We start from the raw sequence: 23413 nt of genomic DNA, 5'->3' as shown, positions 1-23413 counted from the left end.
CGGATAAGGGGAAGGCGGCGAAGTAGGGCGCGGGCGAGGGCGGTTGCGATGGAGGAGATCGCGAGGCGGCAGCGGTTTAGTTGAAAAGATTAGTTGCCCCGAAAAGAGATTAGAAACAGCGCGTGCGGCGGAAGGGTTGTCCGCCAGCCTTTCTACGCGTCCAGCTCTAGCGGGGAATGTTTTGGCTGCTCATGCCAGATAACTTGCCTCAGGTCGCGCCAATCGACCGCTTGGCCGCAGAGGGGACACCTATGAAAATGCTCGGTTTCGCACGTCGGCTGCTTTCCGTGTCGGATACCTATGATCGGCGGCCCAAGGTCCGATAATTTTGTCATACGCATTGAACATTCAATTTATCTAAAATGTTCCGGAACTAAATTAGCCGACGTGCCTTGTGGCATCTGTTGGGGTTCCGCGTATGCGTTTGAAGTTCATCCCGCCTTTGATGCCCACATTGGTCGACCGGCCACCAGAGGGTGAGGCGTGGCTTCACGAAGTGAAGTTTGACGGCTACAGATCGCAGATCGTGCGAGACGATGATGGCGTTCGCATTTTCACCCGTCGTGGCCTCGACTGGAGGGCGAAATACCGCGACCTTGCCAATGCGGCTGCGTCACTCAACGTTGGGAGTGCCATCATCGATGGCGAAGTCATTGTCTTAAACGATGCCGGACTTTCCGACTTTGGCGAGTTGCGCAAGGCTATCACTCGCCGGCAGCATGACCTCTATTTCGTCGCCTTTGATTTGCTGCACCTCAACGGCCACGATTTGCGCGACATGCCGCTTGTGGATCGGCGCGACATTCCTCAAGCCATGATCCCGACTGGAGAGCGCATCCAATTCAGCGAAGCACTGCGCGGCACAGGCGCCGCGGTGTTTCATCTTGTCGAGCAGGCTGGCCTTGAAGGCGTCGTGTCGAAACGCAAGGACAGCGTCTACCGCAGCGGTTCTTCGACAGCCTGGCTAAAGGCGAAATGCTACGCCCTGGATGAGTACGAAATTCTCGGCGTCGAACGTGAGGCCGGCAAGCCGGCATTCGCCTTAATGGCAGAACGCGACACCGGACGATATGTCGGCGCGGCGTTCATCACATTGAATCGGGAAATGCGCGAGCGGCTTTGGCAGCGCGTCCAAGAGCATCCCGGCACAGCTCCCAAGGGCATGAAACGACCCGCAACGCAATGGGTCAAGCCGGGCTTGATCGGCCGCGTCAAGCACATGCGCGGCGAGGAAGATCTCCGTCACGCTTCGTTGCAGGATTTTAGAGAAGACGATTAACAGCTTGCATGCCGACCCCTTGTTTTTAGACATTCGTCGGGCGAGTTTAGCGCGATCGGATGGGAGGGTGGCAAAATGCCGGATGCGAAGGCGAATGCGGGGTCGAAGAAGAAATCATGCTTTGTTGTATGTCCGATTGGTGATGAAGGCAGCACCACACGGCGACACGCCGACTGGCTATTTCACGAGATAATCGAACACGTCCTTGAAGCTCATTTCACCAATCAATTTGAATTGATTCGCGCGGATAAGATCGACCAGCCCGGTATGATCGATGCACAAATCATTAGCCACCTTTTGGACGACGACTTAGTGATCGCCGATATGACGGAGTTGAACCCCAACGTCTTCTATGAAATTGGAATAAGGCACATGAAGGAGTTGCCGATAGTGCACATCGTAAAAAAGGGCGGGATCATCCCATTCGATGTGAAATTATTCAGAGCAATCCCTTATGACTATGCCGATCCGACCGAACTTCGTGCGGCCAGAGGCGACTTGCAGCGGGCCTTAACCGCCGTACTGCAACCCGACTACAAGCCAGACAATCCAGTCATTCGAGCTCGCGGCGTCGTAAAGCTAGCCGAAAGTGCTGCGCCCGAAACCGCCGTTATCCAACAGCAGCTTAGCGAAATTTCGAGACGGTTATCGGCGATCGAGAATGATGATGTGCTTTCCATAGCTAGATACGGACAAACTCGTGCTGATATTGAACTAGAAAAATTCCTTTCAAAAAGGCCACCGGGTGGAACTGCGCTTATTGTAGAAACTATGGATTACATAACGGAGGCACAGCTTAGTTCTCTGAATTCCTATTTAAGAGATGTTTGGCGAGACGCCTCGGAAAACGTCGCGATTTACACATTCGGAAATTTGATCCTAATTAAGTTTAACGACTTTATCTCGGATACCCGCCGCAATTCAATGGTGAGCGCAGTAAAATCGCATCCGCATGTTAAGAACATAAAAATTGTTCCGGCGCAAAACGCGTAAAGAGTTTTTGGCTGGACCTCCCACACTCGGGTGCAGGAACGCAACGCAACTGTTGAGCAGCAAACATTTCAAACGGGCGCTGGATTCACAATTCACAACGAATGGCTGGTCGAAAAGGTTGGTCGTTCTGAAAAGCGATTAAAATTCAAGGACCGGGGCGGAGAATGCCTCCGTTCGTTCAGAATCGGTCAAGGATAGACTTGATACCCGCACCTACGATGATGCCGATCGCTCCAACAATGATCTTTTCTATGTTCCTGCGGAAAAATCCTTCGGACGCTCTATAATAAACTGCCTTCCGGATGTAATGTATATAGCCAGCGTTCAAATATATGATAAATGCTATCGAAAATACTACTGGAACAACTTTCGACGTAAAAAATTCAAAGTAAACATCCATCGATGGTGATTTCTTGTCTGAAAGCTTAATTCCAATAAAACTTGCTAGAACGAACCAGTATGGAATTGTGACAATTTTTTGGTTATCCCTTACATAATCTCCAATCGTCTTTCTTGCTCTAAATTCTGCCTCTATTGCCTTCGCGGCGCTGTAGCTATGTTCAGAATTTCCATAAATATTTATCGATTGACCGAAAAATCCATCGAAGTCAATTCCAATATCATCGCATCTTAGGGTTGGATTGCCAACTAAGAGGGCTTTATTCTTTTTGAGGTCGGCCAAATCATCGAAGGCGATGCTCTTGTTTTTTGCCGATACCTTTGAGAATTGTTGCCCTTCAATAATTTGAATTAATTCATCAACCGATAATGCAACCGACCCAAATTTGATCGAATTCGCTCGGGACGGAATTAAACGGACCATTCTGTTGCCTGTGAATCTTGATTCGGGTTGGCACTGTGATCACAATGAGGCACCTTGCCTGCAATGTGCAATCTCTACAACATCACCACCAGCCAAGACGCCATCCGCGAATGGACAGCGCCGGACGATGCTCTGGTGATAGTCGATAAGCCAGCCGCGCGCAGATCAATTTTCGGCAGGGAGCCGACGCTAGCGGGCAACTGCCATTGCTTTAAGCGCCTAGATCACGGAGGGGGAGGATATGTGGTGCCGTACGGTCTGTTTTGGGTTCGCAATCTGCTTGTTTGGCGCGCCGCCGTCTGCATTTGCAGGGATCGCCGTTGAGGGCGTTGTTGACTGTGGGGAATGGGTCAAATCGAGGGCCGAAGGCCAGTCTGCTGTTCTTGAAGGGTATTTGCTCGGCCTAATTAATGGGCTCGCGCTCGCCTCTGGCACAGAGTTTTGGCGGGCTGCCGGCGCCCCTATTAGTAGGGATCAAGCCTTCCTGTGGATGGACAACTATTGCCGTCAATCTCCGTTGTCAGGAATAGTGACCGGTGCGTATCAACTGATGAATTTGCGGACGGAACACCAATTCCAGCAGAGAATATCGCGGTGAGATTTGTCTGTCATTCGCCGCGCCAGACGGGGCTTTTCCGGATCTTGATCTCAACGAGACGGCGCACGTTCATCCGCTCGCGCTCGGCCGCGACCGGCACGATGACATCGCATTCGATGTTGTCGCTTCGACCGCAGCGCTCGCATTTCATCGCACGGTTGAGGCGCCTCACGTCGACATCGCCGAAGACCTGAATGAGGTCGCCGGGATCGTAGTAGCGCCGGCCATGACGGTCATGGCAGTAGCCGCAATCAACCCACACCAACTGCCCGTGCTGGACGGCGGAACTGAGGAACCAGATGGTTGTTCGGCGCTTTGGCGGCTGTTCGGGCATGGGACACGAATAGGAACAAATTCCTTGCCAAGTCAATTCGAGCTTGACAATTTTGTTCCCATTTTGTTCGCTATGGCATCGACCATTAGGAGTCAATGAAATGGACCGCATTGTCAGGCTCGACAGTCGGCAGGAGGCGGCATTGCAAGCCTCCGCCGACAAATTCATTGCCTTCACAAAAGGCCCCCCTGAAGGCGCTAAAGGAAATGATTGTGCTTAATGGACACCTTCAAGAGCGGCTCGATGCGCTGGTCGGAGCGCGGCAACGCCAGTCACACGAGAGCTTAAGAGTGCGTCGGACACCATCGGCGATAATCGCCGTTCCGCGAGCGCCCAGGCTTATTGATGAGTTAAAGCCGCCACTGTTAAGTAAATGATGCCGCCCGCCGACAGGGAGATGAAAAGGAGAAAAACCACCAAAAATATTTGAAGAAGCATCGGCATTTCTCGCCGTGATCCTGTCAGAATTGGTATCAGAGCATCGCCTATCTGATGGACTATAGCCACCATTCTTATGCATATAAAGGCCGCAAAGCATACCGGGGCAACCAGCGGCAGCAGGCGAATAACTAGGTCGTACCATGAGGTATGTTTTTCGATCGCGTACTTTACACCAACGAAGCACGCAATCGCAAACCCAAGGGCAGTTAGGACCATTCGAGCCAAATCAAACCACGGCTTTTCACGGTCCACTACAACTTGGATTGCTTTAGCAATCGTTGGCGAATCACTTTGCTCCATCCGACCACCATTCTAACGAAACAAAGGGCTGCGCGTTAGTTTCCGGAGCGCCGAAGCGGCGTCATTGGGGCAGTCAAGCGATTGCTGGTTAGTAGATTGGTTAGTCGGTCACTAACCGAAAATCGCCAAACCCCACGGTTTCCAAGACATTTTAGGGGTTGACTGGCGGAGGGAGTGTCCGTCCATCACCCTACACCAAACGGGTAGGAAATTCTCCGCGTCCTTTGGCAGTTCCTGGCTCCAATTGTTCCGGTAGATCATCCGTCGATCGTCACCGCGATCCCGCGGTCGATCTAGGGTTCGATGCCGGGACACTATGCCGCCAGCTTGCAGAATAGCTCCCTGATGGTCCTTGGCCGCGATGTCGCGCCTTGCCTTTACCTCCGTCCACAGCCCTGAGCGATCCCCCAGAGGGAGAATCTCGTCCAAGCCGGACGCCTCCCGTCTCCCCCTTAATCCTCATCCTCCACCACAAACGACAGCGCGATCAGGTCGTCGAGGTCGATGCCGCCATGGCCATTGTCCAGCACGTCAGCGACCTTCTGGAAGGCCAGCATGTCATCCATGCTGAGCTTGGCGGCTTTCAGCCTGTCCTGCAAACCCGCCACCCTGCTTTCCAATGTCGTGGTGAGCATGCTTGCCTCCTTTACTGTCCAACGCCGCGTTCCGGATGCCCGGCGTCAGGCACGAGAACATCCCCGGCCCGGTAAGGGCTGAGCGCTTTGTCGTCAGTTCGCCCACCACCTGGGGGCAGGTGGCGGGCGATCCAGCACTGACGATGAAGGGACTGATCGCTCGTCAGCGCAGCCCTAATGGGATCGCCGGGCTTATGTTTCACGTCAGGGACCAATGCGCCGGCGCGCGGGACCTCAGTCCGTATCAGCGGAACCTAATGTTGCCCGCGCGCTTATGGCCACATGAGCAGGCGCGGTCTCGACTTCTTCGACAAATGGATGGCGGAGCATCTGCCGAACGTGCTGACGGACGATCCGGTCGCAGTGAGCGATCTTGCCGACGAGATGATGAAGGCGGCCGCGCGCGAAGGCATCGCGGCCAGCGAGATCGACGAGGAAGTCGACAGCGTCTTCGAAGTGATCTTCGAGGCGCTGCAGCATCGCGAAGGTAGCCTGGGCGAGAGCGATCAGGCCGTCTTCGAATTGCTGGCAGGGCGCCTGGCAAAGGAAGCCGGCATCACCCAGGAACAGGCCGGCGAGCTGATCGAGACGACCGGAACCGACTGGGAAGCGCTGCTTCGCGAGGCGCATTTTGTGAAAAAGCAGGGCGAATGAGCGAGCGTGGCGCGGCGTTCTTTGGCCGATGGATCAACGACAATGTGATGCGTGGCAAGGTCGGCGCGGACATCGTCTCGGTGGCCGAGCTCACGAGCAAGCTGTTCGCCGATGCCAGGGCGGCAGGTATCTCCGAGGAGGAGATCGAAGAGGAGATCGGAAGCGCATACGAAGCGATCCTGGCGGCGATCGTCGGCTCCGAGAAAAACGACAGAGCCTGAGCGTTGCACGGCCGTCCGTGTCTATCCTTCTGTTGTTGCGCAATTCCGGACGGAAAACCGCTCACACTTTTCCTGGAATTGCGCCAGGCGCGGGCACCCAAGATCGCCGCCGGCCGTCAGGAACATTAGCGCGTCCTGAAGGTTCTCCCGGAGAAGTCCCTCGCATCCTAGGTTGGAGCCATGGCTGAGCTGGTATTTGCTTTCGTGTATTATTCCGGGCTGACCGGGCATGACGTGGTGGGCGCCGTGGTGTCCTTGATGGCTGGCCTGCTGCTCTACAACGTCATGCGCGAAGACCGGCCAACCCGGTAAACGATCCGTCCGGGAGCGGCCCGGCCCGAAAGCGGGGAAGCCCACGAGCCCCGCCTTTGTAGGGCTCCCCGGGGGCGCGCGGATCGGCGAACCCAGCGATGGCGGAGGCCGCTCGCTCGCTCGCTACCCCCCAGCCAACCGCGGCAGCAGAAAAATCTCCGCCCCCTCGGGCAGTTCCTTGCTCCACGTATCGCGATAGATCGTCCCGTCGATCGCCACCGCGATGCCACGGTCGATCCAGGGCTCGATGCCGGGATACTGTTCCGCCAGCTTGCGGAACAGCTCCCTGATGTCCTTGGCCTCGATCTCGTGCCTGGCCTTGCCTCCGGCGACGGCGCTGAGCGAGCCCCAAAGGGTGACCTCGACCATTACCCCAGCCTCCTCATAGAGCGGGGGCGTGAGCTGAAAAGCGCTTCGCGCTTTTCAGCATTAGCCTTCCCGTTCCGCGTCCAGCGCCGCCAGAATCCGCGGCGGCGACATCGGGATGTGGGTCATGCGCACGCCCACCGCGTTGGACACCGCGTTGGCGATCGCCGCCAGCGGCGGCACGATCGAGGTCTCGCCAACGCCGCGCACGCCATAGGGGTGGTTGGGGTTGGGGATTTCCAGGATCTGCGTGTCGATCATCGGCAGGTCGGAGCAGACCGGGATGCGGTAGTCGAGGAAGCCCGCATTCTGCAGCCGCCCGTCCTTGCCGTAGATATACTCCTCGTTGAGCGCCCAGCCGATGCCTTGCGCGGCACCGCCCTGGTACTGGCCCTCGACATAGGTCGGGTGCACCGCCTTGCCGGCATCCTGCACCACCGTGTAGCGGATCACGCGAGTCGAGCCGGTCTCGGGGTCGACCTCGACGTCGCAGATATGCGTGGCGAAGGAGACGCCGGCGCCGTCGGCGACGAGCTCGCTATGGCCGGCGATCGGCCCGCCGGTCTTGCCGGAAGCGGCAGCGATCTCCTTCAGCGACAGCGGCGACAGGTTGCCGTATTTCTCGCCCTTGGCGATGGCGTGGCCCTTTTCCCAGTGCACGTCCTCGACCGGGATGTCCCACGTCTGCGCGGCGCGCTCGCGCAGGATCTTGATCGCGTTGCGCGCGGCCGAGATCGTCGCCATCGAGGAGGAGAAGGTGCCGCGGCTGCCGTCGGTCATGTCGTTGTAGCCGAGCGACGAGGTGTCTGCGACGATCGCCTTGACGTGGCTGTAGTCGATGCCGAGCTCTTCCGCCGCCACCAGCGACAGCGAGGCGCGGGAGCCGCCGACATCCACCGTGCCCACGGCCAGCGACACCGAGCCGTCCATGCCGATATTGAGATCCGTGCAGGTCTGGCCGCCGAAATTGAACCAGAAGCCGCAGGCCATGCCGCGTCCCTGGTTGGCTTTCAGCGGCGCCTTCATGTGCGGATGGTGCTTCACCGCTTCCAGCGTCGGCCCGATGCCGATCGGCCCGTAGACCGGGCCATAGGAGGCGCGCGTGCCTTCCTGCGCGGCATTCTTGATGCGGAAGTCCACCGCATCCATGCCGAGCTCCTTGGCGAGCTCGTCGACAGCGCTTTCCACCGCGAAGGCCGCCATCGGCGCGGAAGGGGCGCGATAGGCCGCCGTCTTCGGCCGGTTGACCAGCACTTCGTAGCCCACGGTCTTGACGTTCTCGAGCTTGTAGCAGGCGAAGGCCGTCATCGCGCCGATCTCGGCCCAGGAGCCGGCATAGGGGCCGGAGCTGTAGCGCAGCGTTGCTTCCGCGGCGGTGATGGTGCCGTCCTTCTTGGCGCCGATCTTCACGTCGATCGAGGTGGCGCTGGTCGGGCCCGACGCGCGGAACACCTCGTCGCGGGTCATCACCAGCTTCACGGGGCGGCCAGCCTTGCGGGAGAGGGCCAGCGCCACCGGCTCGGCCCAGACATGGGTCTTGCCGCCAAAGCCGCCGCCGATCTCCGACGAGGTGACGCGCAGCTTCGAGGCTTCGAGCCCCAGCAGCTGGGCGCAGTGCTGGCGGTAGACGAAATGGCCTTGCGTGCAGACCCAAAGGTCCGCCGTGCCGTCGGCATTGACGCTCGCCACGCAGGCATGCGGCTCGATATAGCCCTGATGCGTCTGCTCGGTCTTGAAGGAGCGCTCGACGACGAAATCGGCCTCGGCGAAACCCTTATGCACGTCGCCATGGCCGAACTGCGTGCGCTTGGTGACATTGGAAGGCTTGGCCGGTTTTTCCTCCAGGCCTTCGGTGAAGACCTGGTCGTTGATCAGCGGCGCGTGGTGGTGCGCGGCCTCGTCGACATCGGTGACATGCGGCAGCACCTCATACTCGACCTCGATCAGCTTCAGCGCCTGGCGGGCGATGCGAGCGTCGATCGCCGCCACCGCGGCCACCGCATGGCCGTCATAGAGCGCCTTCTTGCGCGCCATGCAATTGTCGAGGATGTCGTACATGGCGGCGTCGCCGTCGGTGAGGTCCGGCAGGTCCTTGGCCGTGATCACCGCCTTCACGCCGGCGAGCTTCTCCGCCTTGGACGTGTCGATGCTCTTGATCACCGCGTGGGCGTGCGGGCTGCGCAGCACGCGGCCCACCAGCTGGCCGGCCATGTTGAAGTCGGCGCCGTAGCGGGCGCGGCCCGTCACCTTGTCGATGCCGTCGGGGCGGATCGGGCGCGTGCCGACGGAAGCGAACTGGCGTCCTGAAAAGCGCGGATCGAAATTCATGGATCAGGCTCCCTTCATCACGTTCGCCGCGTCCTGGACGGCGCGCACGATCTTGTCATAGCCGGTGCAGCGGCAGAGATTGCCGGCCAGCCCGAAGCGGATTTCCTCCTCGGTGGGCGAGGGGTTCTTCTCCAGCAGGTCCTTGGCCGCGATCAGGAAGCCCGGCGTGCAGACGCCGCATTGCAGCGCCGCGTGCTCCAGGAACTTCTGCTGCAGCGGATGCAGCTGGTCGCCATGCGCCATGCCTTCGATGGTCTCGACCTTGCGGCCTTCCGCTTCCGCGCCCAGCACCAGGCAGGAGCAGACCAGGCGGCCGTCGACGATGACGCTGCAGGCGCCGCAGTCGCCGGTGCCGCAGCCTTCCTTGGCGCCGGTCAGGCCGAGCCGGTCGCGCAGCACTTCCAGCAGCGTCTCGTCGGGCTGGCAGAGATATTCGACGGCATCGCCGTTGATCGTGGTTGATACAGCTACACCGGCCATTATTTGCCTCCCGCACGCTTGTAGGCGATGGCGGCGGCACGCTGTGCCAGCACGCCCGCAACTTTCCGTCTGAATTCGATTGTGCCGCGCTTGTCGTCGATCGGCCGGCAGGCGCCGGAACATATCTTCGCCAGCCGCTCCAGCGTCGCTTCGTCGAGCTTCGAGCCGACCAGCACCTGGCCTGCTTCCTCGACAAGCAGCACCGTCGGTGCCGCGGCACCGAGCGCCACGCGCGCGGTCTTGATCGCGCCGTGATCGTCCAGCGTCAGGTTCACGCCGGCGCTCACCACCGCGATGTCCATCTCGGTGCGCGGAATGAAGCGCAGATAGGCATCGCCGGCATGCTCAGGGCGCTTGTCGAGCAGGATCGCCTCGATGATCTCGCCCTTGGCGAGAGAGGTGCGGCCAGGCCCGGTGGGAACGGTCTCGACGGCGATCGTGCGCTTGCCCGAAGGCCCGGCGACCACCGCCTTGGCGCCGGCCGCCACCAGTGCCGGCACGCTGTCGGCGGCGGGCGAAGCGTTGCACAGATTGCCGGTGATGGTGCAGCGGCCCTGCACCTGCTTGGAGCCGATCAGGTTCGCCGCCTCGACCACGCCCGGCCAGGCCTTGCGCACGGCTTTATTCTCGCCCAGCACCGCGCAGGGCACCGCGGCGCCGATGCGGAATCCGTCAGCCGTTTCCTTGATGTCGGCCAGGCCGCCTATGCGCTTGATGTCGACGATCAGCTCAGGCTCGATGAAGCCGCCCTTCATCCTCACCAGCAAGTCGCTGCCTCCGGCCAGGATGGCGGCCGGTCCTACCGCCTTGGCGAGCTCGCCAACGGCATCTTCTATTGAAAGCGGACGTATGTAACGCATCGTCTCCCCTTGGTGATCGCTTTGTCAGCGACCGTTATAAAGCGTCTGGTTATAATGGCCATCCCGTTCATGCATGTGCGGGTTGGGCCAGAGCCATGCTCCAGATGCGCCCAGAGGCCGGGCCAGGGCGTCGCGGCCTCTTCCTTCGCCCCGTCTCTGCCGCAAACCGCAAAACTGTTATTCGTCCGATGTCCACACCGGCTCGAACGAGACATTGCGCAATCCGGCCTTGCGCACCCGCTCGACGAACACGTCATTGACGAAGACCGGGGAAGCCCGCATCGGCAGCCTGAACACTTCCGCTGTCTCGATCTTCCTCCCGTCGAAGGCGTAGCGCTCGATCGCAAGGATGTCGCCGCCGTCGAAGCGCACGATCTGCGAGCGCGCCTCGTCCAGCGCGTCGATCACATGGGTGACGTTGAGCAGCCAGACCTCCTCGCCGCGCAGCGCGACAAGCTCGCCATAAGGCCGCAACGCCGCCGCCAGCGCCTCGACAGCCGGCCGGCGCAACAGCGGCGCATGCTCGCCGAGCCAGGGGAAGTCGGAATAGAGCCGCTCGCCTTCCTCGACGCGCCGCATCACCGGCGGCTTCCAGCCCTCGAGCGATCGTCCGTCGAGGCCGAAGAATTCCTCGTAGGCGTCGTCATCGGCCGGCAGCACCCATTCCTGCCCCTCCGACACGGCGAATTGATGGATGGTCGTCATCGCCCGATCGCTCCGCTGGTTTCGTCCGAGGATCGCGGCTCCAGGCGGTTCGCCGAAAGCGCGCGGGGGCAACATGCACCGGCCCCGCGCGCCGTTCAAGGAAGCTCAGCCGCGCAGCAGGCCAAGCCGGATCAGGCTCTCGGCGCAGGATATGATCGCCTCCTCGCGTGAGCGGGGCGTCCAGCCCAGCAGGCGCTCGGCCTTCCTGCCCGTGGCGCTCATGTCGTAATGGAGCAGCGGCACCACGCCCTTGAGCTGCGCGTTGGTTTCGGCGGCGATGCGCACCTGCTCGTCGGGCCACACCTGCGTCGAAACCTTCTCGGCGGCCTTGCCCAGCCGCTGCCGCAGCAGCTCGGCGATCTCGACCATCCCCATGCTCTCGCCGACGGTCGCCAGGAAGCGTTCGCCCTTGGCGGCCGCATCGGTCATGGCGCGCAGATGCAGGTCCGCCACGTCGCGCACGTCGACGCAGCAGGAACTGACATTGAGGCATCCCGGCTGCCCCTCCAGCATGTTGGCGATCAGCCTGATCGAATGCGAATAGTCGGCGCCCAGCACCGGCCCATAGACGGCGACCGGATTGACCGCCGCCAGTTCCAAGCCATTGCCTTCGCGCGCCACGAAATCCCAGGCGGCACGCTCGGAAAGCGTCTTCGACTTCTGGTAGGGCGCGACATTGCCGTTGAGGTCGCTCCAGTCGGTTTCGTCGAAGGGCCGCCGGTGATCCGGCTTGTGGCCGACGCCGATCGCCCCGAAGGCCGATGTCAGCACCACGCGCTTGACGCCGGCGTCGCGCGCGGCCCTGAGCACCCGAAAATTGCCGTTGACGGCGGGCCCGATCCAATCCTCCTCGCGGGTCTGGTCGCCGGAAGGCGTCGGCGAGGCGCCATGCATCACATAGTCGCATCCGGCCACCGCTTCCGCCCATCCGCGGTCGTCGGTGAGATCGGCGAGGACGAAGGAGAGGCGGTCGCCCGCATCGACGCCGCCGACCTCGAGATGCGCGCGCACCTCCGCTTCCCGCCCTGGCGAGCGGATGGTCGTGCGCACGCCGTAGCCCGCGTTCAGCAGGGCCAGCATGCAATATTGCGCGATGAAGCCGGTGCCGCCGGTCACCAGGACGAGTTTGTCGGTCATTTGATGCCTCTGGGTCTGGAATGGAGCGCCGCGCTCTATGGCGGGGGTCGGATGGGCGGTAGGTAGGACGGCGCTATTGAACTGTGAATGCTTGAAAATCCGCATTTCCTGCGCGAGAGTACCGAAATGGCCGTCGATCCCTTCTCCGATGTTCTCACGCTCACCAATGCCGAGGCGGTCGTCACCGGCGGCTTCACCGCCGGCGGCCCGTGGGCGATCAGCTTCCCCGGACGAGACAAGATCAAGTTCTTCGCCGTGGCAAAGGGCAGCTGCTGGGTCACCCTCGAAGGCGAGCCAGAACCCTTCCGCTTCGAAACCGGCGATGTCGGGCTGCTGGCGGCGCGGCGGAGCTTCGTGCTCGCCAGCGACCCAAGCGTTCCACCGGTCGACGCGATGAGCCTGTTCACCGGCGCCGGCCGCACGCTGGTGACGCTGGGCGACGGCTCGGAATTCGCCCATATCGGCGGCCATGTCCTGCTCGATCCGGCGCGCGGTGGGCTGCTGGCGGATCTATTGCCGCCATGGATCCACACGCGGGCGGCGTCACCCCAGGCGGCCATCTTCCGCTGGCTGCTCGACCGGCTGATCGAGGAGAGGGACGCCGGCCAGCCGGGCGCTGAGCTCGCCTCGGCGCAGCTGACGCAACTGCTCTTCATCGAGATCCTGCGCTCGCATCTCGACAGGGCGAGCCTGATGCCCGCCGGCTGGCTCAAGGCGCTGGCCGAGCCGCGCATCGCGCCGGCGCTGCGCCTGATGCATGGCGACCCGGCGCGCGCCTGGCATCTGGAGGAACTGGCGAAAGCCTGCGCCATGTCGCGCACCTCATTCGCCGTCCATTTCAGGACGGTCGCCGGCATCGCGCCGCTGACCTATCTGACCGAATGGCGCATGCGCCTTGCCGAGCGCGCCTTGCGCGAGGAGCGGACGCCCGTGGCCGTCGTCGCCCGCACGCTCGGCTACACCTCCGAAAGCGCCTTCAGCAACGCCTTCAAACGCCTCAACGGCAAGTCGCCGATGGCGTATCGGGCATCGCTGAACGGCGGGAAAGACTTCAGCCAGCCATTGCCGGGCAGGGGCGCCGATACCGTGTCGGCCTGACGGCGTTTGTTCCAGATCTATTCCATGGCCGGGTAGGCACGGGCGCCGTCGGCGCGGGCGGACCAAGCCACGGCTGGCGCCGGCAAATATTGTTATCGCGGCCAGCGGCCTGTAAGAGCGGGCATGACCTCCATTTCCCGTCTCGCCGCGCTCGCCCTCCTGGCTCTCATCACCTTCGCGACGCTGTCGCCGATCCAGCTGCGGCCGCATCTGGGCGACGCCAACATCGAGCGCGCTTTGGCCTACGTCCTGCTGGGTCTGGCCCTGGCGCTCGGCTTCCCATCTCGCGTGACGCAGACCGTGCTGTTCGTTTGCGCGGTGGCCGGCGTTCTCGAGTTCCTGCAGCTGTTCGACCCTGGCCGGCACGCGCGTTTTGTCGATGGCCTGCTCAAGGCGGCGGCGGGCGTCGTAGGGATCATCCTGGGGCGCTTCGTCATCACGTGGGTAAGCCGCGCCGCCGAGCGACGCTAGAGCAACTTCAGGACAGGTGTTGCGACCTCATGCGCGTCGTATTCAGAGGGCTCGCCGCGAGGATTTCCGCATAAGCTGCGGCCGAACGATGGACGATCCCGGAAGCAGATGGCCAAGAAGTTCGCATTTCTCCTGGTGCGCGATTTCACGCTCTCGCCGCTGTCGCTGTTCATCGACACGCTGAGGCTCGCCGGCGACGAGGGCGACCGCAGCCGCCGGGTCGAGTTCGACTGGGAGATCGTCGGCGAGCGCGGCCTGCCGATCCGCGCCAGCTGCGGCGTCGAATTGCTGCCGACGAAGGCGATCGGCAATCCGGAGGATTTCGACAATGTCGTGGTGGTCGGCGGCCTGCTCGACACCAGCCGCGGGCTGAGTTCGGAAAAGGAGGCGTTCCTGATGCGCGCTGCCGAAAAGGGCGTGCCGATCACCGCGCTCTGCACCGGCAGCTTCGTTTTGGCGCGCTACGGCTTGCTCGACGGCTACAGCGCCGCCGTCAGCTGGTTCCACATCAAGGATTTCCGCGCCGAGTTCCCCGATGTGAGCGCGCATGCCGACAGCCTTTATTCCGTCGACAGGGGCCGCGCCACCTGCGCCGGCGGCACCGGTGCGGCCGACCTCGCCGGCTATTTCGTCTCGCAATTCATCGGCCAGAAGGCGGCGGAGAAGGCGGCCAAGATCCTGGTGCTCGACCGTATCCGCTCCAGCCGCGACGTGCAGCCGGTCGGCGATCTCTTCCCCGCGGCCGCCAGCCGCGCGGTGAAGCGGGCGCTGCTTTTGATGGAAAGCAATTTGCAGGAGACGCTCTCGGTCGCCGAGATCGCCGCCAGGATGAACTGCTCGCGTCGCCAGCTCGAGCGCCTGTTCGGCGCCGAGCTCGGCATCGGCCCGATGGCCGCCTATCTGGCGCTGCGGGTGCACTACGCCAAATCGCTGCTGGAAGGCAGCGACCTCGCCATCGGCGAGATCGCCTATCGCTGCGGCTTCCCCAATGCCGGCCATTTCAGCCGCGTCTTCCGCCAGCAGACCGGCATCACGCCGACCCATCTGAGGCACCCGAACCGTGCGGCGGCGAATGACGTCGCCAAGTAGCGGTCCCTGTGCGCGACATCGGCAGGGCGGTCAACTCTGCCGTTGTCCAGGCCAACGGCCGGTTACTACGTTACCGCGATCACCTTTCCCGCCGCATCGAGGCGACAGAGGACTTTCGCTTGCCGCACCTGGATGCCACCTCGGAGCGCATAATTTATCCGCACCTCGATCGGCGCCGCCAGACCGGCTTTGCGTTGGCGCATCGGACCGGCGCTGACCGCGTATACGCGCACGGCCCCAAGCGGCGTCGCGGCCGACGCGATCGCCAAGCGGCACGCGCTCACTACTTTGGGCGGCGTGCCCGGCGTCGCTTTCAGTGATACCAGGGGCGCAAAGGGATAGCCCCCCGTAAACCGCCCAAACTCACCGCCACCTGTGCTGGAAGGCCTGAGGACGGATGGCAGGTTGATCGCGGTTTTTCCGCTTGTCGCAGAGAAAGCGGTGGGGTCGTCGGGGGGCGCGGCGTCCGTGGTGCCTGAGGTGCTGGTCCCTGTCGAAACGCCTGCACTTGCGCTGCCTGGAGCATTGCCCACCGAAACGCCCGCGCCGACCGACCCTGTGTCAGCGTTCGCGGACGCGCCGACACTCGTCCCGCCTGCGCTCACTGAAGCACCAACGCTTGCGCCTCCTGTGCCCGCTGACGCGCCAACACTTGCGCCGACCGAACCGCCGACACTTGCCCCCACCCCTGCGGAAACACCTTGCGATCCGGCGCTCACTCCAGCGCCAACGCCAACGCCGCCGATCTTGCCGCCACCACCGATATCAAGGGCCGCCGCCGGCCCGGAAGCGACTGCGATCATCATGGCGACTGCCACGTATTTGCCCATTTCGGGACCCTCCTGCGGCATGCGTTCGTGTTAACCCAATTGTGTTCCTGGCGATGGTCATTGAGGTGGGAGCGGCAGCAAGGCGTCGGGGAGCCTGATCGTCGTCGCCGCCAGATCCCGTTTCGGTGATCCTGCCATCTTCGCTTTGCTTTTGCCCTGCAAGCCTGTTTGACCGACAAGTTTGCCATCCTGGCCGGTAAGGGAAACTGCGGTGGAACGCGTGCTGGGTGCGCGCTCTATTTGTGCTGTGCGACGCGCACCTTGCGCGTTGACCAGGTCGATCGCCTTTCGCGCAGCGGTAAGGGCAACGGACATATCGATCAGTTTTTGACGCGCTTGCTCCAATGCTGCGCTCAAGTCGGCGGATGCCTGCTTTGCCGCGTCTCGTTCCCGACGGGCACCGTCGAGATCGCTTGCGGCCGAAACCGCGCGGGCACGTTCCAGGTCCAATGCTTCGTTGGCATGCTTTGCGGCAGCGACCGCCAGCTGGAGGTCGGTGGCCCGGTCGGCCACGGCCAAATCTGCGCGTTTCTTTTCAGCATCGGCGGCCTGGCGGACCATGGCGAGTTCTTGCTCGGATTGCTCCACCTTGTGCCGCTCATCGGCGAGCGATTGGTTCGCCTCGGCCAGGGACGCTCCCATGGCGTTGCGCGCTTCGTTCGAGGAAATGGCTTGTGCTTTCAGGCCTTCGATGACGCGCTGCGCCGCCTCCAGATCGAGTTTGAGGGCTTCGTTGCTCTGGTTCGCCTCATTCAAGGCTTTTGCTTGCTCCGCGGAAGTGCCGGCCAACACCTTTGCCTGCGTGCTCGCCGTACGCTCGGCGTGCTGGCTTAGGTCCAACTGGGCCTTTGTCGACGCCAGTTCACTCCGCGCCGCAACGATCTGCTGCTGCATTTCGGCGCCATTGTCTGCGGGAGATATCGCCGCCAGGAGGAGGATGCATACCGGAACGGCGCTCCACCTCCAGTGGCGCATGCTGAAGCGAACCCATGCCGGGCGCGTGTCGAACTCCTCGTAAGATCCATGTGTGAGTGTCACTGGCCAGGGTCCTCTGTTTGCTAGGCACTCCTCGCGGTGCTTAAGAAACACGCCATAGCGACTGCGCGTGCGTGGATTAAGATTTTTCCTTGTAACAGTTTGCCTCAAGTTGAAGTGAATAAACAATCGTGAAAAAATTGCCTTGTTTAGAATTGTTTCGCCCTTCTATACCAGATACGTCTTCCGACGTACGTAGCATCATCCAAATGGACTAGATGTCGAGCGTGGCCGTTCCGATGTGGAACTTGTCGACAGCCGTTGACCAGCGTCGGACGCTCAAAGCGAGATCATGCTTCGCATTCATGCGCTGGTCGGGTCGCATGCCCGGCCTGGCCGATTGCGCCGGCGCGCAAACGAACCGTAGCTTCGTGAAGCGCGGCCATTGCGCCGCTGTTCAACCATCTAAGTCGCCTCGGAGAGCCATGCCGCATTATCCCGACGCCATGCCCGGATCGAAAGCCCTGTTCGAGCGCGCCAGGAAGGTGATGCCAGGCGGCAACACGCGGACCACGGTCTTTGTCGATCCGTTCCCGATCTATGCCGAACGCGGGGAGGGCTGCAGAGTCTGGGATGTCGACGGCAATGCCTATTACGACTGCATCAACAATTTCACCGCGATGATCCATGGCTATGCCCATCCCGACGTCACCGCGGCCGTGGCCGGGCAGCTGCCGCTGGGCACCGCCTTCGGCGCCCCGACGCTGAGCGAGATCGAGCTCGCCGAGCTCCTGGTCGAGCGGCTGCCCTCGGCCGATCAGGTCCGCTTCACCAATTCCGGCACGGAGGGCGTGATGATGGCGATCAAGGCCGCGCGCGCCTTCACCTTGCGGCCGAAGATCGTCAAGATCGAGGGCGCCTATCATGGCTCCTACGATTTCGCCGAAGTGAGCCTGGATTCCTCGCCGGCCAATTGGGGCGACCTGCCGAGGTCGACGCCCTATGCCAGGGGCACGCCGCGCGGCGTGCTGGAGGACGTGATCGCCGTGCCCTTCAACGACGCCGAGGCGTTGCGCGCCGTCTTCGCCGCCGAGGGCGACAGCATCGCGGCCGTGCTGATCGATCCGATGCCCAACCGCGCCGGGCTAATCCCGGCGCGCCGGGATTACCTTCAGGCCATGGTCGAGATCGCCCATGCGGCGGGCGCGCTGGTCATCTTCGACGAGGTCATCTCGTTTCGCCTGGGATGGTCCGGCGCGCAAGGCTTGTGGGGTATCGAGCCCGACCTGACGGCGCTTGGAAAAATCATCGGCGGCGGTTTTCCGGTCGGCGCCGTGGGCGGACGCGCCGATATCATGGCGGTGTTCGATCCAACCTCCGGCAAGCCGGCGCTTCCGCATGGCGGCACCTTCACTGCCAATCCGGTGACGATGCGCGCCGGCCTTGCCTCGATGCGGGCGCTGACGAAGGAGAGCTTCGCCCATCTCGATCGTCTCGGCGCGTTCCTGCGCCAAGGCGTCGCCGCCTCCTTCGAAAGGCGTGGTCTTGCCGGCCAATGTGTCGGCCTGGGCTCGCTGTTCAAGGTTCATTTCACGTCGCACCCCGTCACGGATTACCGGTCCGTCTATCCGGGCCAGGCCGAGCGCGCGAAGTCCGACGCCTTCCACAAGGGCCTGCTCGACCGCGGCGTGCTCTCCGCCAGCTACGGCCTGTTCGCCCTGTCGACGCCGATGACCGAGGCGGATGCCGGCGCCATTCTTCAAGCGATCGACGAGACCCTGGGCGACATCGCCGCGCAATCCTGAGAGCAGGCCACAGATGACAGCTTCTCCTCATGTCGTGGTGATCGGCGCCGGCACGCTTGGCATGTGCACGGCGCTCAATCTCGTCGAGCAGGGCGCGCGCGTCACGGTGCTCGAAGCGCAGTCGATCGCGTCGGGGTCGAGCGGCCGCTCGGTCGGCGTCGTCGGATCGCAGCTGACCGATCCGTTCGAGATCATGCTGCGCGTCCATTCACTGCGCCGCTTCTGCCAATGGGAGGGCGAGGGGCTTCGCTTCAACCATATCGGCTATCTGCGGCTGGCCCGTACGCAAGCGCAGATGGCGCTCTTCGCGAGATCGGTCGAAATCCAGGGCGAGGCAGGTCTGAGGTCGCGCTTGGTCCGCGCCAACGAGCTCCGGGACCTCGTGCCGCACATCAATCCCGACGGCCTCGAAGGCGGGTTGTTCGGGCCCGACAATGGCTTCCTCGATCCGCACGAAATGTGCAATTTCCTGGCCGGCATCGTGCGCGCCAAGGGCGGCGAGATCCGCCAGTATCGCAAGTTGCTCGGCGTGGAACGGCGGCCGGGCGGCTACAGGCTGGAGACCAGTCATGGCCCGATGGATTGCGATGTCGTGGTCAATGCGGGCGGCGCCTGGGCGCCGCAGGTGGCCGCAATTTTCGGCCAGCGCCTGCACATCTGGCCAGAGCGCCACGAGGCCGTCGTTATCCATCTCGACGAGCCGCTCGGCTACACCATGCCGATGGTGATGGACTTGGTGAACGGCGAGGGCAGCGGCCTCAACTTCCGCCACGAAAAGCCAGGCGAGCTGATCGCCGAGATCCACAAGGTGAAGTCGATCGCGCCGGAAGATCCCGACGATTACAACGACCAGTGCGAGGAGCAGTCGAAGGTCGATCTGGCCGAGCTGCTTCTGGAACGCGTGCCCGACCTGCCGGGCGCGCGGCTCGGCCGCGGCTGGGCGGGCCTTTATCCGGTGACGGCCGACCATCGTCCCTTCATTGGGCCGATCGATGCCTCGGAACCCACGCTGATCACCGCCGCCGGCGCCGGCGGCTACGGCATCCAGCTCGCCCCGGTCATCGGCCAGATCGCCGCCGACTGGGTGATTCAGGGCGCGCCGGTTTCGGTACCTGGTTCGCAGAGCCTCGCGCCATCGGCCGAGCGCAACAATCCCGGCCACTGACCGATGTGTTTTGACGAGGCCGAACGTCTAAGATGCGACCGTTCGCGTTAACCATCAATTAACTATCCGGTCGCCTTCAATAGTGTTCTGGAGGATACTGAGTCTTGCCGCGAGCGATGGTCTCGCGACGCCAGATTTATAAAAGAAGCGGCGCATGTCGCCGCCATCTGCCGGGGAGGCGCCCAGCATCTTTGATGAGGAGCGCCGGCATGAACATAGAGGAAGCAGTCACTGCGGCGACGGCGGGGTCGGGAGCGCTTCTCTCCTGTCTTGGCCAGCCGGTCGTGGCCTATCACGTCACGGCCATCATGCGCGAAACCGACAGGAGTCATGCGCGGCAGATGCAACTCGCTTTGCTGCGCCGAAGCATCGAGGCGCTTGTCGACGACGGCCTCGAAGGCACCGAGGCCGAACGCTTCGCATCGCAGTTCAGCGGCCGCGTCGGCTCGGCCTGGGATTCGTTGCACCCGGCCGGTGACACATCGCACTGATCTTTGGATGGTGGTCCTCCATCGCCGGCCATAGGGAACAAGCCCGGGATGAGGTAGACTGCCGCCTACGTCTGGCTGGCGTTCGTCGAACGGGGGCATGCGATGCAGGCGATACCGATAGCGCATCCGGCGGAGCAACCCGCCGCGATACCCTCCCTGGGCGGCTATCCCACCGCCGTCTTGTGCTGGCTGCTTTCGGCCGGCGTCTATATCGCGGCCAAATGGGTGGCACCGGAAATGCCGCCCTGGGGGTTGTGCTTCTGGCGGCTCTTGCTCGCCTGCGCCATCCTGTTGCCGATTGTGCACCGCCATCACGGCGCGATGCTGGCGCTCCTCAAATCCCGGCCGCTGGAGATCGTCGCCGTCGGCGCCATCGGCCTGACGTTTTGCCAGGGCATGATCTACCGTGGCCTGAACGACACCGACGCGACCACGGCCGGCATCATCATGGCGATGTCGCCGATCATGACCATGGTGCTCGCGCGCCTCGTGCTGGGCGAACCGCTCGGCCTCTGGAAGGCGCTCGGCGCGGTTGCGGCACTTGCCGGCATGCTGGTCATCGTCGCGCATGGCAATATCGGCGCGCTGGTGCAACTGCGCTTCAACATCGGCGAATTGTGGATCGTTGGCAGCGCCTTCTGCTGGGCGCTCTACACGGTGCTCCTGCGCCGCTCCAAATTCGGCCTCGAGCTTCTGCCGCTGGTCGTGCTCCTGCTCGGCGCCGGTGCGCTGGTGGCGCTGCCGTTCCACCTCTGGGAAATCTTCAACGACGAGCGCTCCGCCCTGAATGGCAACGGCCTGCTCGCGCTCGCTTATCTGGCCGGCCCCGGCGGCGCGCTGATGTATTATCTCTACAACAAAAGCGTCGAGACGCTGGGCGCCAGCCGCGCAAGCATGCTGCTCTATCTGCAGACATTGTTCGTCGCCATCCTCGCCTATTTGCTGCTAGGCGAGAGCCTGCATGATTACGATCTGATCGGCGCCGCCTTCATTGTCGTCGGTGTCGTGCTGGCAACGGTCATCAAGCCAAGGGTGGTCCCCTCCAAGGCGTGAGCAGGCCCCAAAGCAGCTCGCTTAACATATGTGGATGTCTCCGCCGCCAAGTCGATCTATCGCCTTGGCGGGGCGGAGAGAATCGACATGGACTGCTTCACCAGGCTCGAAGCGTTGATCGACACCGGCAGCGCCGACGCGGTCGAGGAAGCTCGCGCTCTGCTCAAGCATCTCGCTGCCGGCTCACGCGCCACTTTCGACGCGGCCGACGAATTCCTGATCGAGTTGATGACCTTGGCCTTCCTGGTCGAGGCCGGCCTGGAAGCCTTTCACAACCCGGCGCGGCGCCTGGCGCGCCTCAGGCTCTCACGATTGAAGCTGCTGCTGCCTTGAACCGCCAAGCTTTCCTAAATTAGCCATTCTTGCTATTGGCTGCCCTTCGCAGCGGCGGCCTCGGCCGAAGGGGACCATGGCGATCGACAGGCGCGTGAACGCATGAACGGCCCTCAGCACAGGCTGGAGCTGCGCGTGCTTGGCGATTTTCAGGTCACGCGCGACGGCCAGCCGCTGGACCTGCCGCCGTCGCGCAAGACGCGGGCGCTGCTTGCTTACCTCGGCGTCACCGGCAGGCAGCATCAGCGCGAGCGGTTATGCGAGATATTCTGGGACATTCCCGACGACCCGCGCGGCGCCTTGCGCTGGAGCCAGGTGCTGGCCGCCGACGAATCCGCTTTGAGCGCCGACCGCAACGCCGTCGTACTGAACATCGCGACGGACTATGCGCAGCTGGCGCCGCTGGTGAAGGCTGACCTTTCTTCACACTCGACCGACGAGCTCGAAGCCGTCCTGGCCTCGATCCGCGGCGGCTTTCTCGCCGACCTCTCGCTCGAACGATGCTTCGAATACGAGTCCTGGCGGCAGGCGATCGCCAGCGAGGTGGAGATCGTCGAGCTCGGCATCCTGCGCGAGCTGGTCGAGCGTCTGCCAGGTGAGCCGCGACGGGCGCTGCCCTTCGCCCGGCGCTTGCGCCGCCTCCTGCCGGACGACACCGGCCTCGCCGCCGAGACCGAGGCGCTGGAGGAGAAGGTTCGGTCGGCTGCCGCTCAGGCAACTGGCCGCGCGCCGCAGTCTGCTCCCCCCACGCCGCCGCCGTCGAAACCCGCTGCGTTACCGCAGGATCCCGGCCGGGCCGTGCAATTCTGCCGGGCTCTCGACGGCACCAGGCTCGCCTATGCCAGCACCGGCAGCGGCTCGGTGATCCTGCGCGCCGCGCACTGGATGTCGCATCTCACCTTCGATTGGGACAGCCCGATCTGGCGGCACTGGATGCGTGAACTGTCGCGCCACAATCGGCTGGTGCGATATGACGAACGCTGCAACGGCTTGTCGCAGCGGCAGGTCGTCGACATCTCGTTCGAGACCATGGTGTCCGACCTCGAACGCGTGGTCGAGGCGACTGGGCTCGACCGCTTCACATTGCTCGGCCTGTCGCAGAGCTGCGCGGTCTCGATCGCCTACGCCATCCGTCATCCCGAGAAAGTATCGGGCATGATCCTCTATGGCGGTTACGTCAAAGGCTGGCGGGCGCGGGGCGACGCCGGCGAGATCGCGACGCGCGAGGCCGTGGCGACGCTGATGCGCGAGAGCTGGGGCAAGCCGAACCCGATGTTCCGCCAGGCCTTCTGCTCCATGTTCATCCCCGGCGCCACCCACGAGCATTTCGCCTGGATGGACGATCTGATGCTGCGTACTGTCTCGCCCGACGATGCCTGGCGCCTGCAGAGCGCCTTTTCAGTGATCGACGTCAGCGATTTGCTGGAAAAGGTGAAGGTGCCGACGCTGGTGCTGCACGCGCGCGACGACAACGTCGCTCCGGTCGAATCCGGGCGCACCATGGCCGCCGGCATTCCCGGCGCGCGTTTCATCGAGCTCGAGAGCCAGAACCACATCCTGCTCGAAGGCGAACCCGCCTTCGAGGAGTTCATAGACCACGTTCGCGCTTTCATCGCCGAGACGGCGGGCAGGTAAGC

At 62.7% G+C, this 23413-nt stretch carries 26 protein-coding genes; 14 read left to right on the top strand and 12 right to left on the bottom strand.

Translation table 11 applies throughout. The features are described from left to right. The first annotated feature begins 418 nt into the window (after positions 1-418). The gene (locus E5X34_RS19665) at positions 419-1279 is read left to right on the top strand and encodes an ATP-dependent DNA ligase (RefSeq protein ID WP_292568036.1); all 861 of its coding nucleotides are present in this window, start codon (positions 419-421) and stop codon (positions 1277-1279) included. Positions 1280-1354: 75 nt separating this feature from the next. After that, positions 1355-2272 (top strand): hypothetical protein, encoded by a 918-nt coding sequence (locus E5X34_RS19660; protein ID WP_292568035.1) that lies wholly within the window; start codon positions 1355-1357, stop codon positions 2270-2272. Between the two features lie 178 nt (positions 2273-2450). Here E5X34_RS19660 and E5X34_RS19655 read toward each other — a convergent pair whose 3' ends face one another. The 4 genes from E5X34_RS19655 to E5X34_RS19640 form a co-directional block, all read right to left on the bottom strand. Further along, complete coding sequence (locus E5X34_RS19655) at positions 2451-3095, bottom strand: hypothetical protein (RefSeq protein WP_292568034.1); 645 nt, start codon at positions 3093-3095, stop codon at positions 2451-2453. A gap of 608 nt (positions 3096-3703) precedes the next feature. Then, positions 3704-4027 carry a hypothetical protein gene (locus tag E5X34_RS19650; RefSeq protein WP_292568032.1) on the bottom strand — a complete coding sequence of 108 codons (324 nt, stop codon included), beginning with the start codon at positions 4025-4027 and terminating at the stop codon, positions 3704-3706. Positions 4028-4366: 339 nt separating this feature from the next. Then, positions 4367-4768 carry a hypothetical protein gene (locus E5X34_RS19645; protein ID WP_292568030.1) on the bottom strand — a complete coding sequence of 134 codons (402 nt, stop codon included), beginning with the start codon at positions 4766-4768 and terminating at the stop codon, positions 4367-4369. A 452-nt stretch (positions 4769-5220) separates the two neighbouring features. After that, positions 5221-5403 carry a hypothetical protein gene (locus E5X34_RS19640; RefSeq protein ID WP_292568028.1) on the bottom strand — a complete coding sequence of 61 codons (183 nt, stop codon included), beginning with the start codon at positions 5401-5403 and terminating at the stop codon, positions 5221-5223. Between the two features lie 282 nt (positions 5404-5685). On the opposite strand from E5X34_RS19640, the gene E5X34_RS19635 reads away from it, so the two are divergent. The 3 genes from E5X34_RS19635 to E5X34_RS19625 all read left to right on the top strand — a co-directional run bounded on the left by E5X34_RS19635 (position 5686) and on the right by E5X34_RS19625 (position 6590). Continuing rightward, on the top strand, positions 5686-6057 hold the full coding sequence (locus E5X34_RS19635) for a hypothetical protein (protein ID WP_292568026.1): 372 nt from the start codon (positions 5686-5688) through the stop codon (positions 6055-6057). After that, positions 6054-6278: a hypothetical protein gene (locus E5X34_RS19630; protein ID WP_292568024.1), complete on the top strand. Its 225-nt coding sequence runs from the start codon at positions 6054-6056 to the stop codon at positions 6276-6278. Before E5X34_RS19635 ends, E5X34_RS19630 begins: the two co-directional genes overlap by 4 nt. Positions 6279-6458: 180 nt before the next feature. Continuing rightward, a complete protein-coding gene (locus tag E5X34_RS19625) occupies positions 6459-6590 on the top strand; it encodes a hypothetical protein (RefSeq protein WP_292568022.1) in 132 nt (43 codons plus the stop codon). A gap of 123 nt (positions 6591-6713) precedes the next feature. On the opposite strand, the gene E5X34_RS19620 is transcribed toward E5X34_RS19625, so the two are convergent. The 6 genes from E5X34_RS19620 to E5X34_RS19595 all read right to left on the bottom strand — a co-directional run bounded on the left by E5X34_RS19620 (position 6714) and on the right by E5X34_RS19595 (position 12466). Further along, a complete protein-coding gene (locus tag E5X34_RS19620) occupies positions 6714-6959 on the bottom strand; it encodes a MoaD/ThiS family protein (RefSeq protein ID WP_042639658.1) in 246 nt (81 codons plus the stop codon). A gap of 60 nt (positions 6960-7019) precedes the next feature. Beyond that, on the bottom strand, positions 7020-9284 hold the full coding sequence (locus tag E5X34_RS19615) for a xanthine dehydrogenase family protein molybdopterin-binding subunit (protein ID WP_292568020.1): 2265 nt from the start codon (positions 9282-9284) through the stop codon (positions 7020-7022). A 3-nt stretch (positions 9285-9287) separates the two neighbouring features. Further along, on the bottom strand, positions 9288-9764 hold the full coding sequence (locus E5X34_RS19610; protein ID WP_042639662.1) for a (2Fe-2S)-binding protein: 477 nt from the start codon (positions 9762-9764) through the stop codon (positions 9288-9290). Beyond that, a complete protein-coding gene (locus tag E5X34_RS19605; RefSeq protein WP_292568018.1) occupies positions 9764-10624 on the bottom strand; it encodes a xanthine dehydrogenase family protein subunit M in 861 nt (286 codons plus the stop codon). Before E5X34_RS19605 ends, E5X34_RS19610 begins: the two co-directional genes overlap by 1 nt. Before the next feature lie 177 nt (positions 10625-10801). Then, positions 10802-11329, bottom strand: a complete 528-nt coding sequence (locus E5X34_RS19600; RefSeq protein ID WP_292568016.1) for a DUF1629 domain-containing protein — start codon at positions 11327-11329, stop codon at positions 10802-10804. 105 nt (positions 11330-11434) lie between these two features. Then, entirely contained in the window at positions 11435-12466 is a 1032-nt protein-coding gene (locus tag E5X34_RS19595; RefSeq protein ID WP_292568014.1) for an aldehyde reductase, read from the bottom strand. A 126-nt stretch (positions 12467-12592) separates the two neighbouring features. Here E5X34_RS19595 and E5X34_RS19590 point away from each other — a divergent pair, with 126 nt between their 5' ends. The 3 genes from E5X34_RS19590 (at position 12593) to E5X34_RS19580 (ending at position 15124) form a co-directional block, all read left to right on the top strand. Continuing rightward, positions 12593-13564, top strand: coding sequence for an AraC family transcriptional regulator (locus tag E5X34_RS19590; RefSeq protein ID WP_292568175.1), 972 nt, complete (start codon positions 12593-12595; stop codon positions 13562-13564). A 123-nt stretch (positions 13565-13687) separates the two neighbouring features. Further along, entirely contained in the window at positions 13688-14035 is a 348-nt protein-coding gene (locus E5X34_RS19585; RefSeq protein ID WP_292568012.1) for a VanZ family protein, read from the top strand. Between the two features lie 108 nt (positions 14036-14143). After that, positions 14144-15124, top strand: coding sequence for a GlxA family transcriptional regulator (locus E5X34_RS19580; RefSeq protein WP_292568009.1), 981 nt, complete (start codon positions 14144-14146; stop codon positions 15122-15124). 65 nt (positions 15125-15189) lie between these two features. On the opposite strand, the gene E5X34_RS19575 is transcribed toward E5X34_RS19580, so the two are convergent. Further along, a complete protein-coding gene (locus E5X34_RS19575) occupies positions 15190-15954 on the bottom strand; it encodes a hypothetical protein (RefSeq protein ID WP_292568007.1) in 765 nt (254 codons plus the stop codon). Between the two features lie 57 nt (positions 15955-16011). After that, entirely contained in the window at positions 16012-16848 is an 837-nt protein-coding gene (locus tag E5X34_RS19570) for a hypothetical protein (RefSeq protein WP_292568005.1), read from the bottom strand. Between the two features lie 566 nt (positions 16849-17414). On the opposite strand from E5X34_RS19570, the gene E5X34_RS19565 reads away from it, so the two are divergent. From E5X34_RS19565 to E5X34_RS19540, 6 genes are all read left to right on the top strand, one after another. Next, positions 17415-18734 carry an aspartate aminotransferase family protein gene (locus E5X34_RS19565; RefSeq protein ID WP_292568003.1) on the top strand — a complete coding sequence of 440 codons (1320 nt, stop codon included), beginning with the start codon at positions 17415-17417 and terminating at the stop codon, positions 18732-18734. Between the two features lie 13 nt (positions 18735-18747). Next, positions 18748-19899 carry an FAD-binding oxidoreductase gene (locus E5X34_RS19560; protein ID WP_292568001.1) on the top strand — a complete coding sequence of 384 codons (1152 nt, stop codon included), beginning with the start codon at positions 18748-18750 and terminating at the stop codon, positions 19897-19899. A 209-nt stretch (positions 19900-20108) separates the two neighbouring features. Continuing rightward, positions 20109-20390 (top strand): hypothetical protein, encoded by a 282-nt coding sequence (locus tag E5X34_RS19555; protein ID WP_292567999.1) that lies wholly within the window; start codon positions 20109-20111, stop codon positions 20388-20390. Positions 20391-20492: 102 nt separating this feature from the next. Then, entirely contained in the window at positions 20493-21443 is a 951-nt protein-coding gene (locus E5X34_RS19550) for an EamA family transporter (RefSeq protein ID WP_292567997.1), read from the top strand. An 87-nt stretch (positions 21444-21530) separates the two neighbouring features. Further along, complete coding sequence (locus E5X34_RS19545) at positions 21531-21776, top strand: hypothetical protein (RefSeq protein ID WP_127249940.1); 246 nt, start codon at positions 21531-21533, stop codon at positions 21774-21776. A gap of 102 nt (positions 21777-21878) precedes the next feature. After that, positions 21879-23411 carry an alpha/beta fold hydrolase gene (locus E5X34_RS19540; RefSeq protein WP_292567995.1) on the top strand — a complete coding sequence of 511 codons (1533 nt, stop codon included), beginning with the start codon at positions 21879-21881 and terminating at the stop codon, positions 23409-23411. Positions 23412-23413: the final 2 nt, after the last annotated feature.

The sequence above is a fragment of the Mesorhizobium sp. genome (genome assembly GCF_004963255.1).
In the GTDB taxonomy this organism is placed as follows: domain Bacteria; phylum Pseudomonadota; class Alphaproteobacteria; order Rhizobiales; family Rhizobiaceae; genus Mesorhizobium.
This window is presented reverse-complemented; position numbering and strand designations above follow the sequence as displayed.

Excerpts from the sequence above, each read along its gene's own strand:
- E5X34_RS19605 (WP_292568018.1), bottom strand. The coding sequence starts at position 10,624 with ATGCGTTACATACGTCCGCTTTCAATAGAAGATGCCGTTGGCGAGCTC.
- E5X34_RS19555 (WP_292567999.1), top strand. The coding sequence starts at position 20,109 with ATGAACATAGAGGAAGCAGTCACTGCGGCGACGGCGGGGTCGGGAGCG.
- E5X34_RS19640 (WP_292568028.1), bottom strand. The coding sequence starts at position 5,403 with ATGCTCACCACGACATTGGAAAGCAGGGTGGCGGGTTTGCAGGACAGG.
- E5X34_RS19595 (WP_292568014.1), bottom strand. The coding sequence starts at position 12,466 with ATGACCGACAAACTCGTCCTGGTGACCGGCGGCACCGGCTTCATCGCG.
- E5X34_RS19610 (WP_042639662.1), bottom strand. The coding sequence starts at position 9,764 with ATGGCCGGTGTAGCTGTATCAACCACGATCAACGGCGATGCCGTCGAA.
- E5X34_RS19620 (WP_042639658.1), bottom strand. The coding sequence starts at position 6,959 with ATGGTCGAGGTCACCCTTTGGGGCTCGCTCAGCGCCGTCGCCGGAGGC.
- E5X34_RS19590 (WP_292568175.1), top strand. The coding sequence starts at position 12,593 with ATGGCCGTCGATCCCTTCTCCGATGTTCTCACGCTCACCAATGCCGAG.
- E5X34_RS19585 (WP_292568012.1), top strand. The coding sequence starts at position 13,688 with ATGACCTCCATTTCCCGTCTCGCCGCGCTCGCCCTCCTGGCTCTCATC.
- E5X34_RS19560 (WP_292568001.1), top strand. The coding sequence starts at position 18,748 with ATGACAGCTTCTCCTCATGTCGTGGTGATCGGCGCCGGCACGCTTGGC.
- E5X34_RS19550 (WP_292567997.1), top strand. The coding sequence starts at position 20,493 with ATGCAGGCGATACCGATAGCGCATCCGGCGGAGCAACCCGCCGCGATA.
- E5X34_RS19625 (WP_292568022.1), top strand. The coding sequence starts at position 6,459 with ATGGCTGAGCTGGTATTTGCTTTCGTGTATTATTCCGGGCTGACCGGG.
- E5X34_RS19540 (WP_292567995.1), top strand. The coding sequence starts at position 21,879 with ATGAACGGCCCTCAGCACAGGCTGGAGCTGCGCGTGCTTGGCGATTTT.
- E5X34_RS19645 (WP_292568030.1), bottom strand. The coding sequence starts at position 4,768 with ATGGAGCAAAGTGATTCGCCAACGATTGCTAAAGCAATCCAAGTTGTA.
- E5X34_RS19615 (WP_292568020.1), bottom strand. The coding sequence starts at position 9,284 with ATGAATTTCGATCCGCGCTTTTCAGGACGCCAGTTCGCTTCCGTCGGC.
- E5X34_RS19630 (WP_292568024.1), top strand. The coding sequence starts at position 6,054 with ATGAGCGAGCGTGGCGCGGCGTTCTTTGGCCGATGGATCAACGACAAT.
- E5X34_RS19600 (WP_292568016.1), bottom strand. The coding sequence starts at position 11,329 with ATGACGACCATCCATCAATTCGCCGTGTCGGAGGGGCAGGAATGGGTG.
- E5X34_RS19635 (WP_292568026.1), top strand. The coding sequence starts at position 5,686 with ATGAGCAGGCGCGGTCTCGACTTCTTCGACAAATGGATGGCGGAGCAT.
- E5X34_RS19655 (WP_292568034.1), bottom strand. The coding sequence starts at position 3,095 with ATGGTCCGTTTAATTCCGTCCCGAGCGAATTCGATCAAATTTGGGTCG.
- E5X34_RS19580 (WP_292568009.1), top strand. The coding sequence starts at position 14,144 with ATGGCCAAGAAGTTCGCATTTCTCCTGGTGCGCGATTTCACGCTCTCG.
- E5X34_RS19650 (WP_292568032.1), bottom strand. The coding sequence starts at position 4,027 with ATGCCCGAACAGCCGCCAAAGCGCCGAACAACCATCTGGTTCCTCAGT.
- E5X34_RS19665 (WP_292568036.1), top strand. The coding sequence starts at position 419 with ATGCGTTTGAAGTTCATCCCGCCTTTGATGCCCACATTGGTCGACCGG.
- E5X34_RS19575 (WP_292568007.1), bottom strand. The coding sequence starts at position 15,954 with ATGGGCAAATACGTGGCAGTCGCCATGATGATCGCAGTCGCTTCCGGG.
- E5X34_RS19565 (WP_292568003.1), top strand. The coding sequence starts at position 17,415 with ATGCCGCATTATCCCGACGCCATGCCCGGATCGAAAGCCCTGTTCGAG.
- E5X34_RS19545 (WP_127249940.1), top strand. The coding sequence starts at position 21,531 with ATGGACTGCTTCACCAGGCTCGAAGCGTTGATCGACACCGGCAGCGCC.
- E5X34_RS19660 (WP_292568035.1), top strand. The coding sequence starts at position 1,355 with ATGCCGGATGCGAAGGCGAATGCGGGGTCGAAGAAGAAATCATGCTTT.
- E5X34_RS19570 (WP_292568005.1), bottom strand. The coding sequence starts at position 16,848 with ATGCAGCAGCAGATCGTTGCGGCGCGGAGTGAACTGGCGTCGACAAAG.